The 13,631-nt window shown below is 63.1% G+C and carries 9 protein-coding genes; 5 read left to right on the forward strand and 4 right to left on the reverse strand.

The window, feature by feature from the left end; translation table 11 throughout:
- Positions 1–52: 52 nt before the first annotated feature.
- The gene (locus tag CHB87_RS11630; RefSeq protein ID WP_089408580.1) at positions 53–1,483 is read right to left on the reverse strand and encodes a sigma-54-dependent transcriptional regulator; all 1,431 of its coding nucleotides are present in this window, start codon (positions 1,481–1,483) and stop codon (positions 53–55) included.
- A 113-nt stretch (positions 1,484–1,596) separates the two neighbouring features.
- Positions 1,597–4,512 (reverse strand): ATP-binding protein, encoded by a 2,916-nt coding sequence (locus tag CHB87_RS11635; protein WP_089408581.1) that lies wholly within the window; start codon positions 4,510–4,512, stop codon positions 1,597–1,599.
- Positions 4,513–4,742: 230 nt separating this feature from the next.
- On the opposite strand from CHB87_RS11635, the gene CHB87_RS11640 reads away from it, so the two are divergent.
- Both CHB87_RS11640 and CHB87_RS11645 read left to right on the forward strand, forming a co-directional pair.
- Positions 4,743–5,996 carry an aspartate aminotransferase family protein gene (locus tag CHB87_RS11640; RefSeq protein ID WP_245817949.1) on the forward strand — a complete coding sequence of 418 codons (1,254 nt, stop codon included), beginning with the start codon at positions 4,743–4,745 and terminating at the stop codon, positions 5,994–5,996.
- A gap of 144 nt (positions 5,997–6,140) precedes the next feature.
- Positions 6,141–7,028, forward strand: a complete 888-nt coding sequence (locus CHB87_RS11645) for an alpha/beta fold hydrolase (protein ID WP_245817950.1) — start codon at positions 6,141–6,143, stop codon at positions 7,026–7,028.
- 13 nt (positions 7,029–7,041) lie between these two features.
- On the opposite strand, the gene CHB87_RS11650 is transcribed toward CHB87_RS11645, so the two are convergent.
- Together CHB87_RS11650 and CHB87_RS11655 are read right to left on the reverse strand one after the other, a co-directional pair.
- Positions 7,042–7,440, reverse strand: a complete 399-nt coding sequence (locus CHB87_RS11650) for a hypothetical protein (RefSeq protein ID WP_089408582.1) — start codon at positions 7,438–7,440, stop codon at positions 7,042–7,044.
- Positions 7,441–7,596: 156 nt separating this feature from the next.
- Complete coding sequence (locus CHB87_RS11655; protein WP_089408583.1) at positions 7,597–8,286, reverse strand: alpha/beta hydrolase; 690 nt, start codon at positions 8,284–8,286, stop codon at positions 7,597–7,599.
- Between the two features lie 96 nt (positions 8,287–8,382).
- Between CHB87_RS11655 and CHB87_RS11660 the strand changes: the two genes are divergently transcribed.
- The 3 genes from CHB87_RS11660 to dnaE all read left to right on the forward strand — a co-directional run bounded on the left by CHB87_RS11660 (position 8,383) and on the right by dnaE (position 13,624).
- Positions 8,383–9,417, forward strand: a complete 1,035-nt coding sequence (locus tag CHB87_RS11660; RefSeq protein ID WP_089408584.1) for a M20/M25/M40 family metallo-hydrolase — start codon at positions 8,383–8,385, stop codon at positions 9,415–9,417.
- Positions 9,414–10,010: a YdcF family protein gene (locus tag CHB87_RS11665; protein ID WP_176441706.1), complete on the forward strand. Its 597-nt coding sequence runs from the start codon at positions 9,414–9,416 to the stop codon at positions 10,008–10,010. Before CHB87_RS11660 ends, CHB87_RS11665 begins: the two co-directional genes overlap by 4 nt.
- 83 nt (positions 10,011–10,093) lie before the next feature.
- Entirely contained in the window at positions 10,094–13,624 is a 3,531-nt protein-coding gene (dnaE, locus tag CHB87_RS11670; protein ID WP_089408585.1) for a DNA polymerase III subunit alpha, read from the forward strand.
- Positions 13,625–13,631: the final 7 nt, after the last annotated feature.

The raw sequence follows: 13,631 nt of genomic DNA on the forward strand, positions 1-13,631 counted from the left end.
GAGCGTTACATGCTCATTGAGGCGCCGGCTCATTTGAGGTTGCCGGCTCAGATCAGTCGCGCGGGCGTTTGCGGATCTCGACGTTCAGGCGCTTGATCTTCTGGTTCAGGGTGCTGAGGGGGATCTTGAAGTACTCGGCCGCCTCGGTCTGGTTCCAGTGACAACGCTCCAGGCGATCGGCGATGATGCGCCGCTCGATCTCTTCCATCACGTCGAAGAGCGAGGCGTCGGGCCGGTGGTCGAGCAGGGCCGCGGTGTAGCTCGAGCCGTTCAACTGCGAGGGCAGCAGGTCCGGCGTAATGGTCGGCCCGGTGGCGAGCACGACGCCGCGCTCCATGGCGTTTTCAAGTTCGCGGACGTTGCCCGGCCACTCGTGATCCATCAGGATGCGCAGCGCCTCGTGCGAGAGCGTCGGCGGCTCCGTGCCGTTCTCTTCCGCGTAGACCTTGAGGAAGTGCTGGGCGAGCAGGGGGATGTCCTCGCGACGGGAGCGCAGGGCGGGCAGTTCGAGGCAGATGACGTTCAGCCGGTAGAAGAGGTCTTCGCGAAAGCGCCCATCGCGCACGGCCTGCTGCAGGTTGACGTTGGTGGCGGCGACGATGCGGACGTCCACCTGAATCTCCTGATTGCCGCCGACGTTCATGAAGCGGCGATCCTGCAAAACACGCAGGATTTTTGCCTGCATGTCCATGCCCATGGTGCCGATCTCGTCGAGGAAGAGCGTGCCGCCGTTGGCTGCCTCGAAGAGGCCTTTGCGCGCGCTGCCGGCGGAGGTGAAGGCTCCTTTGACATGGCCGAAGAGCGTCGATTCGAGCAGGTCGGACGGGATGGCGCCGGTGTTGACCGGGACGAAGGGCTTGTCGCGGCGCGGGGAGTTCTGGTGGATCGCCTTGGCAATCAGCTCCTTGCCGGTTCCGGACTCGCCCTGGATCAGCACAGTCGAACGGCTGGGCGCGACCTGCGCGACGATGTCGAAGAGCCGCAGCATGGGCTCGGACTTGCCGACGATGTTTTCGAAGTTGTAGCGCTGCTTGAGCGCGCGCTTGAGGTGGATGACCTCGGACTCCGCCTTGTGCCGCGCGATGGCGGAGCGGATGTCGGCGAGCAGCTTCTCGTTGTCCCACGGCTTCTGGACGAAGTTTTCGGCGCCGGCGCGGATCGCATCGACCACGTTGCCGACCGTGCCGAAGGCGGTGATCATGATGACCGGAAGCTGCGGCTGCATGGCGACGATGCGCGGCAGCAGGTCGATGCCGCTCTCGCCGGGCAGCGCGAGGTCGAGCAGCAGCAGATCGTAGATGTTGCGCGAGAGCAGCTCGAGGCCGGTCCGGCCTTCGGGCGCGAGCGTGACCTCGAAGCCCTCCAGGGTCAGCAGGGTTTCAAGCGACTCGCGGATGGCCTCCTCGTCGTCGATGATGAGCAGGCGCGCAACCGGGTTTGCAGTGGATGGCGAGACGAGAGCGGGCGCGACGGCGGCGGACATATTGTTTCCTACGTGGATTCTAAGCGGATGGTTCCGTCATGTGAATCTGAGGTTAAAGGAAGGCACTGTGTAAGACTGCCGACAACGGGAAAGTGTTTCTATCACGGAGAAATCTATGGCGCGCCGACCGGGGTCGCGACCGCCACGGCGGGGAACTCCAGCCGGAAGGTCGTGCCGACGCCGACCTCGGAGTCGACCTGGATCTTGCCGCCGTGTTCCTGCAGGATGCCATAGGTGACGGCGAGGCCGAGGCCGGTGCCCTTGTGTTGGCCCGCCTGCGGGTTGGTTTTGGTGGTGAAGAACGGGTCGTAGATGCGGTGCAGGTGCTCGCGCTCGATGCCGGATCCGGAGTCCTGAATCAGGATGACGACCTGCTTGTCCGTGCTTTCGGTGCGGATGGTGAGGGTTGCATTTTGCACGCCCTGCATGGCGTCCTTGGCGTTCAGCAGCAGGTTCAGCAGCACCTGCTGCAGCTTGCCCTGGTTGCCGTGGACGCGCGGAAGGTTCGGTTCGAGGTGCATGTCGACGCGAATCTGCGCGGTCTTGAGCTGGTGGTCGAGCAGGATGGCGGAGTCGTGCAGCAGCGGGTTCAGATCGATCGACGTGAACTCCGCGCCGCTGGTCCGCGAGAAGTTCAGCAGGCCGTTGACGATCTCGGACGCGCGGAAGGTCTGCTGGGTGATCTTTTCGAGCACCGGTGTCAGCCGGGTGTCGTCGCGCAACTGCTTGGTCAGCATCTGGGTGTAGCTGGAGATCACGGCCAGCGGGGTGTTGACCTCGTGCGCGACGCCGGCGGCGAGCAGGCCGATGGACGATAGCTTTTCCGATTGCGTGAGCTGCGTCTCGAGTTCGATGCGGTCTGTGATGTCGTCGACCAGAATGATGCGTCCGACGGTCTCGAAGGTCTTCGAGAGCAGCGGCGCGATGGCGATGTTGGCGATGCGGGTGTCGCCGGTAGGCAGGACAAGGCGGAATTTATAGAGGTTATGCGTGCCGGTGTTGCCTCCGTCGGAGTCGCGCCCGCAGGCCGCCTCGAAGCGCTGGACGAAGTCGGCGGGGAAGATCTCGGAGAGCGGCCGGCGCAGCACCTCGCCGCGCGAGCGCGCGTACATGACCTCCATCTGCGCGTTCCAGCTTTCGACCCGGTCGTCGAGGTCGACGGCGAAGATGCCGATGTTGATCGACTCGACGATGTTCTCGTGGAAGTCCTTCAACTTCTCGAAGTCGGTGATCTTCTGCTCCAGGCGACGATAGAGCTGCGCGTTCTGGATCGCGATGCCGATGTAGCCGGCGAGCGATTCGAGCAGCTCCATGTCCTCGCTCGAGAGGAAGTCTCCGTCGCCGGTGCGACCGAGACCGATGACCGCGACCGTGCGGGCGCCGCGTCCGGCGCGGTTGGCGACCCGACAGGGAAGATAGTAGTTCAGATCGAGACGTCCGGCGCTCTGGCGCTGTGCCTCCGGCAGGCGCAGCACCTGCTGCGGGTTTTCGAGGAAGATGTGATTGTTCGCGCCGGGCTCGTCGAAGGCGAGGAAGCTGACGTCGAGCGTGTTCAGCTCGGGCGCTTCGAGGTTGGTGAGTCCGTGCGAGGCGGCGAGGCCGAAGTGCGGGCGGCGGCGGTAGCTGTCTTCGTCGGGCTCCGAGGCGAGGAAGACGGCGACGCGCGTGACCAGCAGCGTCTGAGGCAGGCGCTCGACGATGGAGTCCAGCAGGGCGTCGAGGTCGGTCTGCGAGTTCAGCGAACGGCCGAAGTCGATCAGGGTCTCGCGGTAGTCGAAGCGCTTCTGGTCGAAGACGCGGTCGACGCGCGCCTGAATCATGCGCTTGAGCGGATCGAAGATGAGGCCAGTGGCGATGATCGCCGCCAGCAGACCCCAGACGCGCAGGTTGGGCAGGCGCGTATGGACCATCTCGGCGGTCACGGCGACGACCGAGAAGTAGATGCCGACCAGCGCCGCGGTCGCCAGCGTGTAGGTGACGCCGCGCTTGAAGATCAGGTCGACGTCCATCATGCGGTAGCGCACGATGGCCCAACTGAAGGTCAGAGGCAAAAAGACCAGCGAGAGGTGGGCGAGGTTTGCGAAGGTAGCCGGGATCGCCCAGTCGAAGAGAAACGGAACGACATAGAGCGTGGTGAAGGGCACGATCGCGACCAGCGTGCCGCGGCTCAGCCACTTCAACTGCTGACGCTGCAGCGGGAACTCCGACCGCGAGGCGCGGATGAAGAAGAGCGCGCCGGCGCAGATGTAGTACGCGGCCATGTAGCCGTAGGCGATCTTGTCCAGCCGGTGCTTGAGCGTCTCGGTCGCCGACCAGCGCAGGATCGCCATCACCTGAAGGCCGACGAGGTAGAGCCCGGGAAGGTAGAGCAGCACGCCAAGGACGCGGTTGCGTGTGCGGACAGGTTCGCCCGAGTCCGTGAAGCCCACCGCGAAGTGCAGGAAGAGCGCCGGCTGCAGCAGGAACGCGACGATGTTCGACCAGTAGATGATCCAGTCGAAGGTGTCGAACTCGCCCGTGAACTTGAAGGCGTAGAGTACGAACGACGCCAGGCAGAAGACGTAGAAGTGAGTCGACTTCGGCGCCGTCCAGCGTCGGAAGAGAACATAGAGACCGATGCAGAGGTAGACGGCTGCGATGAGCCGCAGACCCTGGTTGATGCTGCGGTCGGTCGGCTCGAGGATCACCGGGATGTCGAGCCGGACAGAGAGCCGGGCGATGCTGTAGGTCGCGTGCGACCAGGAGCCGGAGCGGAACATCTCGCGCGTCAGCGAGGCGAGCCGGGGGGTGTCATGGTCGTTGATGGCGAGCAGGGTGTCGCCCTTGCGGATGCCGGCGCGCTGGCCGGGCGAATCCTGCGGGACCTGCGCGGCGCTCAGACCGCCAGGGCCCTCCACCCAGCGGATGCCGTCGGTGGGAACCTCGTAGCCGCTCTCGTGCGAGAAATTAAGACCCGCGAGAACGCACGCCGCAAGCGTCACTGCTGCCAGGACGATCGCGAGGATGCGCGTTTGGGGAGCGTTATTCATTGCGGGCCGTTGACTACATAGAGCACGTAAGGGTCCAAAAAATATTGCACCGAGAATCGTGAAAGGTACGGGGGCCTGATGTTCCGTCTACTGACCATCATAATCTTTTGTTGTGGAGGAGATTTGTGCATTCCCAACATGAAACATGCATGTAATGGCTTATCCGATTTGGTTCCATGCGGGCCATGCACAACTTGACCGTTTGGCCTCTGTGTTGTGAACTATTAAGTATGTTGATTCAAGGTAGTCAGGCAGCGTCCGAGGTACTGGAGCGCGACAGGCAGCGCCTTCTTCCGGTGTATGCACGGTTCCCCGTCGTGATGGAGCGCGGCGAGGGTGTTTTTCTTTTTGACATAGATGGCAACCGTTATCTGGATATGATGGCCGGCCTGGGGGTGAACGCGGTGGGTCACGCGCACCCCCGGATGGTGGCCGCGATGGTCGATCAGGCCTCGAAGATGGTGCATCTTTCGCCGCAGTATCACAATTCGAACCCCGGCCTGCTGGCGGAGCGGCTCTGCGAGCTGTCGGGCATGGCGGGCGCCTTCTTCTCGACGGGTGGGTCGGAGGCGGTGGAGGGTGCGTTGAAGCTGGCGCGTACCCACGGGCGCCAGATTGGCGGGCGGGAGAAGCACGGCATCGTCGCGCTCAAGGGCTCGTATCACGGCCGCACCTTCGGCTCCATGTCAGTGACCGGGCAGGAGAAGTACAGCGCGGACTTTGGTCCCGGCATCCCGGGCATCGAGTTTGTGGAGCGCGACAATATCGAGCAACTGCGCGCTGCCGTGAATGCGAAGACCTGCGCGATCCTGATGGAACCGGTGCTTGGCGAGGGCGGCGTGCACGTGTGCAGCCCGGCGTTTCTGGCCGAGGCGCGGCGTCTGGCCGACCAGCATCGCGCGCTGCTGATCTTCGACGAGATCCAGAGCGGTCTGGGCCGTACGGGCCGCTGGTTCGCCTTCCAGGCGAGCGGCGTGCGTCCGGATGTGCTGATCCTGGGCAAGCCGCTGGGCGGTGGCCTGCCGTTGAGCGCGCTGCTGGTGACGGATGAACTTTTTCATTCTTTTGGACTTGCCAAGCATGGCAGCACGCTGGGTGGCAGCCCGTTCGCCTGCCGGCTGGGGCTCGAATTCCTCGCGATCATGGAGAAAGAGAAGCTGCTCGACCGGGTGAAGGCAACCGGCGCGCATCTGTCAGCGCGGCTGGCGCACCTGGTGGAGGAGTTCGAGGTATGCGTGGAGGCGCGCGGCGACGGTCTGCTGCAGGGGTTGGAGCTGACGATTCCGGCGCGCCCGATCGCCGAGGCGGCGCTCGAGCAGGGTGTGATGCTGAACGTCGTGCAGGGCAATGTCGTGCGTTTTCTGTGTCCGCTGATCACGGAGCCGGAGCATATCGATAAGGCGCTGGACGTGCTGCACGATCTGCTGGAGGCTCGCTCGGAGCGCAGACAACCTGTTTCGCAGCTTCTGGCGGCTTCGGTTTAAATTTTTCTGTGGAAAAAATCCCTTCATTCGGCGCGCGGTTCGTGTGCGGAATGAGGGGATTTTTGCTTGAAGATTGCGCCACAAAATCCATTCACATTCCTGTAACATTAAGGTATGTCGATGGGGGCCAGGATCGAGCGGAGAGTGAAGGAGCTGTGCGTCGTCGTGGACGGCGTGCGGTTGAACTACCTGCGTTCCGGCTCTGGACCGGCGCTGGTTCTGCTGCATGGGTTGGTGGGTTCGGCTCGTAATTGGCAACAGAATATCGAGTCGTTGTCGCGCGAGGCGACCGTCTATGCGCTGGACCTGCCGAATATGGGTGAGTCCGAGCGGGTGCTGGGGCTGGACGCCAGCCAGGCGGCGACGGCGGACTACGTGGCAAAGTGGATGGACGCGGTCGGGCTGGCGGATGCCGATGTCTGCGGGCACTCGCACGGCGGGGCGGTTTCGCTGATGCTGGCGTCGCGGCATCCGGAGAAGGTGCGGCGTTTGGTGCTGTTTGCCCCGGCGAATCCGTTCTGCGACTCGGGCCGGCATCTGATCCGGTTTTACCGCTCGGCGATGGGTTCGCGCCTGGCGCGAATGATTCCGCATCTTCCTCGCTTCGTTCACCATACGGCCCTGGGGCGGATGTACGGCGATCCGGGCCGCGTGCGTGCGGGTGCGCTCGAGGCCTATACGCGGAATCTGAATCGCGGCTCGCTCGAGCATGTGCTGCAGATTGTGCGTCGCTGGGGTGTGGACATGAAGGCTCTGCACGAGTCGCTTGCGCGCCAGATCGATGTCCCGGTGCTGCTGGTGTGGGGCGACGCGGATCGCGCGGTGAGCTTTGCGTCGAGCGCGAAGCTGCGGGAGTTTCTGCCGCAGTCGAGCCTGTTCGTACTGCCGGGTGTCGGGCATCTTCCGTTTGAGGAGATGCCGGAGGTGTCGAACCGTGCGGTGCGGGAGTGGCTGAGGACGGGCGAGATTTTGGCCGCGCGTGCAACGTCGACAGAATCTGTCGCGTGGGATCGGGAAGCGGTTCGAGCCTAAGCGTCACTCTCACTCAGAGATTGTGGCTGGCCTCGAACTCTCGGACAAACAGGATGAGTTCATCTCGCGCAACGCGCCGTATGTTGTCTGAAAAACCTTCGATATAAGCCTGCTCGTTGAGCATGCCAAGCGCGCTGAGTTCGACAGGGTAGTCGGATTCAATCCAAATTTTTTCCAGAAACGGAAGCTCCAGAAGTGGATCTTTTCGGCAATCCAGTATCTCTCGCGCCTTGTCATATGCGACACGGTACGAGGCTTCGGCCGCGGTGAGCAGGCGCATTCCGGTCTCTTCCATGAACTTCGGAAGGATGGCATCCGTTTCGAATCCAGTCGGGTTCTCGAATGCAGCCATGCGCCGGATAGTCGGGCCATCAAGATCTGCTTCGAGTGCCTGCCACGCGATGGGCGGCATCTCCCATGGGGGATCATCCTGAGCGAGAGCCTCGCTTCCGTACTGCGGGGATCGAACTTCATGCGCTGACCCTCCGCGCTCCCCGTCCCTCAGAGCGAAAAGTAGATTTCCTTCGGGAGTGACAAGCAAAAAGAAGGTGACCGGCAAAACACGCGACTACTTCGGCTCGACGAGGCCGTATGTCTCCTGGAGCCAGCCGCGCAGGGCCGTTTGCATCTGGTCGAGTTTGGGTGTGGGGGAGCCTGGAATTCCCTGGAAGAAGTGCTCGGACTCCGCGATCCAGACGAGTCTCTTCGGTTCGGTGGCGGAGGCGAAGACCTGCTCCATCACGTCGCGTGGGCAGAACTGGTCGTGGTCGCCGCTGAGGAAGAGCTTCGGCTGGGCGCAGCCGGGGAGGAAGTCGTACGTGTAGCTGCGTCCCGCCGCCTGCACGGGCAGACCCAGGCCTACGAGGCCTTTCACGCGGTGGTCGCCGCAGCAGGCGCGCATGCCGATGTTCGAACCGAAGGAGAATCCCGCAAACAGGATTGGCAGGCCGAGCGTGTCTTCGAGCCAGTCGAGCGCCGCGCGGGTATCGTCGACCTCGCCGCGGCCCTCGTCGTGCGAGCCCTCGCTCAGGCCGGTTCCGCGAAAGTTGAAGCGGAGCACGGGCAGGCCGAAGTGCGAAAAGGCTTTCATCGTGTGGTAGACGACCTTGTTGTGCATGGTGCCGCCGCTGGGCGGATGCGGATGGCAGACGAGAGCGGCGAAGGGCGCGTCGTCGAGGCCGGTATTGAGCACGGCTTCGAGCCGGCCGGCGGGTCCGTGGAGGTTGTCGACGGTCTTGACGTGCGATTGAAAACTCATGCCCTTAGTCTAAGGGCTGAGGGCTCCTGTCTAAATAGAAGGACGTTCTCGAAATGTTGACGGAGCAACGGGTATGCTGGAGACTCGGAGGACTTGATGGCAATCGACCCGATTGAGTTGACGCGGCGGCTGGTGAACATTCAATCGACTACCTACCACGAGGGCGCTGCGGGCGTCTTTCTGCACGAGTTTCTCGAAGCCGAGGGCTACGAGGTGGAGCGCATGCCGGTGCCGCAGCCGCGTGAAGGGACACCTGGAGCGGGCGACGGCGAACGCTTCAACGTGTATGCCTGCACGCATGGCGTGACGCCGGATGTGGTGCTTTCGACCCACATGGATACGGTTCCGCCCTACTTCGGCTGCACGGAAGACGACGACTATCTCTACGGACGCGGCACGTGCGACGCGAAGGGCATCATCGCGGCGCAGATTGCCGCCGCCGAGCGGCTGCGCGAAGCGGGCGTAAAGGTAGCGCTGCTGTTCGTGGTCGGTGAAGAGCGGGATTCAGCCGGGGCGGCGGTGGCGAACCTGAACCCGAAGGGCTCGCGCTTTCTGATCAACGGCGAGCCGACGGATAACCGGCTGGCCCTGGCTTCCAAAGGCGCGCTGCGGGTGGAGATGTACGCCAAGGGCCGGATGGCGCACTCGGCGTATCCGGAGCTCGGCGAGTCCGCGATCGACAAGCTGATCGGCGCGTTGCACGATGTGATGGCTCTGCCGCTGCCGGTGGAACCGGAGATCGGCGAGTCGACCTTGAACGTCGGGCTGATTGGTGGCGGACGCGCGCCGAACGTGATCGCCGACGCGGCGGAGGCGCATCTGTTGATCCGTCTGGTGGGACCTTCGGAGGAGACGAAGGCGGCGATCCTTGCGGCGGTCGGAGATCGGGCTGACGTGGACTTCTCGCTGGAACTGCCGTTTGTGCGTATGCGCAAGGTCGGCAATCTGCCGACGATGGTGGCCAAGTTTACGACAGATATTCCGAAGCTCACGGCGTGGGGCGAGCCGTTCCTGTTGGGACCGGGGTCGATCCACGTGGCGCACACGCCGGCGGAGAAGATCTCGAAGAAGGAGCTACTGGAGTGCGTGGAGCTGTACGTGAATCTGGCGACGGAGCTGGTCGCCGAGTGAAGCGCCTGCTGCTGTTCGCATTCGTGTTGCTGGCCGGCGCTTCGTATGTCAGCTACACGACCGTACCGACGCGAAATACGGACGCGACGCACTTCGACACGATCATCGTGCTGGGTGTGCCGGCGAACAAGGACGGATCGGCCTCGCCGGGAGAGATGGCGCGCGTCGACGAGGCGGTGCGTGAGTTCCATGCAGGGCGCGCCGGTCACATCATCCTGAGCGGCGGCGCGGCGTGGACACCTGTGCCGGAGGGCCCGGTGATGGCGAAGGCCGCGGTTGCCGCCGGCGTTCCGGTCGAGGATGTGCTGATCGAAGATCGCAGCATGAACACGGTCCAGAATGTGTATTACAGCCACGAGATCATGCAGCAGCACGGCTGGACCTCTGCCGAGGTCATCAGCGAGGCCAGCCACCTGCCGCGCGCGGCGCTCATTCTGGAGCGCTATGGCTTCCAGTGGCGGACGCATCCGTGCGGCTGGCCGTCGAATAAGTCGGTCCTCGGCAGGGCAGGCTGGTATACCTATGAGGCGCTGCGCGTGGCGGGGATTCGCTGGTTCGGGTTTCGGCCGAACTCGTATCTGCCGTCTCGATAGAGCTCCCGGCGGACCTGCTTTGCGAGTTTCGTACTCCTTTTCAACATATGTTTCCGCACAGGCTGCGGGCTTAAACTCTAAAGATGGCTGCTGAGTTCACACACCTGCATTTGCACACGGATTATTCGCTTCTGGATGGGGCCTGCGATGTCGACAAGCTGATCAAGCATGTCGGCAAGATTGGGCAGAAGTCGGTTGCGATGACCGACCACGGCAACATCTTCGGGGCGGTTCACTTCTTCAATTCGGCGGCGAAGGGCGGCATCAAGCCCATTCTGGGGTGTGAGCTCTATATCTGTCAGGCCGAGGATCACCGCGCCGAGGGCAACGGCGACAAGTACAACCACATGCTGGTGCTGGCCGAGAACGAGGAGGGCTATCGCAACCTCGTCCGCCTGACGAGCGAGGCGGCGCTGCATGGTTTCTACCGCAAGCCGCGTGTTTCGAAGAACTTCCTCGCCAAGCATACGGCGGGGCTGATCGGGTTTTCCGGCTGTCTGGCGGGCGAGGTCTCGCAGCATCTGATGGCGAACGACTACGACAAGGCCAGGGCGACGGCCGGCATGTACGAGGAGATGTTCGGCCGGGGAAACTTCTTTCTGGAGGTTCAGGACCACAAGCTGGCGCCGGATAAAGCCGTCATCGACTACATGTTCAAGCTCGAAAAAGACCTGGACATCCCGCTGATCGCGACCAACGACTCGCACTACATCGAGGACGCCGACAGCCGCGCGCACGAGGTGCTGCTGTGCGTGCAGACGGCTGGGTCGATGAACGATCCGAAGCGATTCAAGTTCGACACGCAGGAGTTCTACATCAAGACCGCCGACGAGATGGCCCGGATGTTCCCGGATCATCCCGAGGTGCTGTCGCGGACGATGCAGTTTCCCGAGCGCTGCAACCTGAAGCTGAACAAGGTCGACAATCCATTCCCGGACTTCCCAGTGCCCGAGGGCGAGACGCTCGAGACGTACTTCGAGCAGGTCTGCCGCGAGGGGCTGAAGAAGCGCTTTGCGACCAACATCGCGCACCTGCGCAGCCGCGGTCTGCTGCGGTTTACCGAGGACGATTACTGGGCGCGGCTGAACCGCGAGATCGACTGCATCAAGGCGATGAAATTCCCCGGCTACTTCATGATCGTGTGGGACTTCATCCGCTATGCGCGCGAGCAGGATATCCCGGTCGGTCCGGGCCGTGGTTCGGCGGCGGGATCGCTGGTGGCCTACTGCATGGAGATCACGGACGTCGATCCGCTGCAGAACGAGCTACTCTTCGAGCGCTTCCTGAACCCCGAACGTATCTCCATGCCCGATATCGATATCGACTTCTGCATGAATCGCCGGGGTGAGGTGATCGAGTATGTGCGGCGCAAGTACGGCAACGACCAGGTTGCACAGATCATCACCTTCAACACGATGGCCGCGAAGGCTGCGATCAAGGACGTCGGACGCGCGCTCGATATGCCGTATGGCGAGGTCGACCGCATCGCGAAGATGATCCAGGGCAAGATCGGCATCACGATCGGCGAGGTGCTGAAGGAGAACGGTCCGCTGGCGCAGGCTTACGATGCGGAGCCGCGCATCAAGGAGTTGATCGACACGGCGCTGCGTCTGGAAGGTCTGGTTCGTGGCGCGGGCGTGCATGCTGCCGGTGTGGTGATTGCGCCGAAGCCGCTGACCGAACTCGTTCCCGTCACGCGCACGAAGGACGACGCGATTGTGACCTCCTACGACATGGGCGCGGTCGAGAAGATGGGCCTGTTGAAGATGGACTTCCTCGGCCTGACGACGCTGACTGTCATCGACGACGCGCTGAAGCTGATCAAGCAGACGCGCGGCGAGAAGATCGACATGGCTACCGTGCCGCTCGACGATGTGAAGACGTACGAGCAGGTCTTTCATCGCGCGCTGACCAGCGGCATCTTCCAGTTTGAATCCGGCGGCATGCGCGATGTGTTGCGGAGGTACAAGCCGAACACGGTCGAAGACCTGACGGCGTTGAATGCGCTCTATCGGCCGGGGCCGATTCAGGGCGGCATGATCGACGAGTTCATCGAGCGCAAGTGGGGCCGGCGCGCCGTCGAATACGAGCTGCCGGAGCTGGAGCCGATCCTGCGCGAGACGCTTGGCGTCATGCTCTATCAAGAGCAGGTCATGCAGATCTCGAACAAGCTGGCGGGCTTCTCGCTCAGCCAGGCCGACATGCTGCGCCGCGCGATGGGTAAGAAGGACGGCCCGGAGATGGAGCGGCAGAAGGTGAAGTTCATGGAGGGCGCGGCTGAGAACAAGCACCCCAAGAACGTCGCCGGCAACATCTTCGACCTGATGGCCAAGTTCGCGGAGTACGGCTTCAACAAGTCGCACTCGGCTGCGTACGCGCTGCTGGCGTATCACACGGCGTACCTGAAGACTCACTACACGGTCGAGTTCATGGCCGCGCTGCTGACGAGCGAAACCTCGAAGCCGGAGAATGTGGTCAAGTACATCTCCGAGTGCCGCGAGATCAACATCGCCGTGATTCCGCCGGATGTGCAGATATCGAGCGCCAACTTTACGCCGTCGGACGGGGCGATTCGCTTCGGCCTGGCGGCGATCAAGAACGTCGGCCACAATGCGATCGAGTCGATCATCGCGGCGCGCGCGGCGTTGCAGGCCGAGGGCAAGGCTGGCTTCTCGTCGCTGTGGGAGTTCTGCGAGAAGGTGGACCTGCGGCTGCTGAACAAGCGCGTGCTGGAGTCGCTGATCAAGGCCGGCGCGATGGACTGCTTCGGCCACCGCGCGCAGATCTCGGCCTCGCTGGATAAGGCGATGGAGCGCGCGCAGAAGGCGCAGAAGGATGCCGAGTCCGGCCAGCATGGGCTCTTCGGCATCTTCGACGACATGGTCGCAAGCTCGCCGAAGGATGACGACTCGCTGCCTAACGTTCCGCAGTGGGACGAGCATACGCGGCTGCAGAACGAGAAGGATGTGCTGGGCTTCTTCGTCTCCGGCCACCCGATGGACAAGTATCGCGAGAAGCTGCGCAATATGAAGGTCGTCGACACGGCGACGGCGTGCGAGATGAAGCCGGAGCCGCAGGTCTTCCGCCGCGGCCGCAGCGAGGAGCCGACGAACGAGCTTTCGATCGCAGGCGTCATCACCGGGTTGAAGGTCGCGAAGTCGAAGCGTTCGGGTGAGCTGTATGCGCAGGCGACGCTTGAGGATACGGTTGGCAAGATCGAGTTGATCGCGTTTCCGCAGAGCTATGAGAAGCTGGCCGAGAAGCTGAAGATCGACGTACCGGTGGTGGTGCGCGGCGTGCTGCGCGGGGAAGAGGACTCGGCGCCGAAGCTGGCGGTGTCTTCGATCCAGGCGCTGGAGGACATCAAGCTCAAGCTGCCGGACTCGCTGCGCATCGCGGTGCCGCTGCATCATCCGGATGCGGAGCTGCTCGAAAAGCTGCTGAGGGTGTTTATGGACTCGCCGGGCGGCGGCAAGGTGCTGCTGGACTTTGAAGAGCCTGGCGACTTCCGCGCGGTGCTGGAGCCGGCGAAGGTGATGGTGGCGGCCGACCGGTTGTTCATCGACCGGGTGGAGGAGCTGGTCGGGCGCGGCGGAGTGCGTGTGATTCAGTAGGAACCTG

This window comes from Granulicella rosea, from assembly GCF_900188085.1.
GTDB classification, from domain to species: domain Bacteria; phylum Acidobacteriota; class Terriglobia; order Terriglobales; family Acidobacteriaceae; genus Edaphobacter; species Edaphobacter rosea.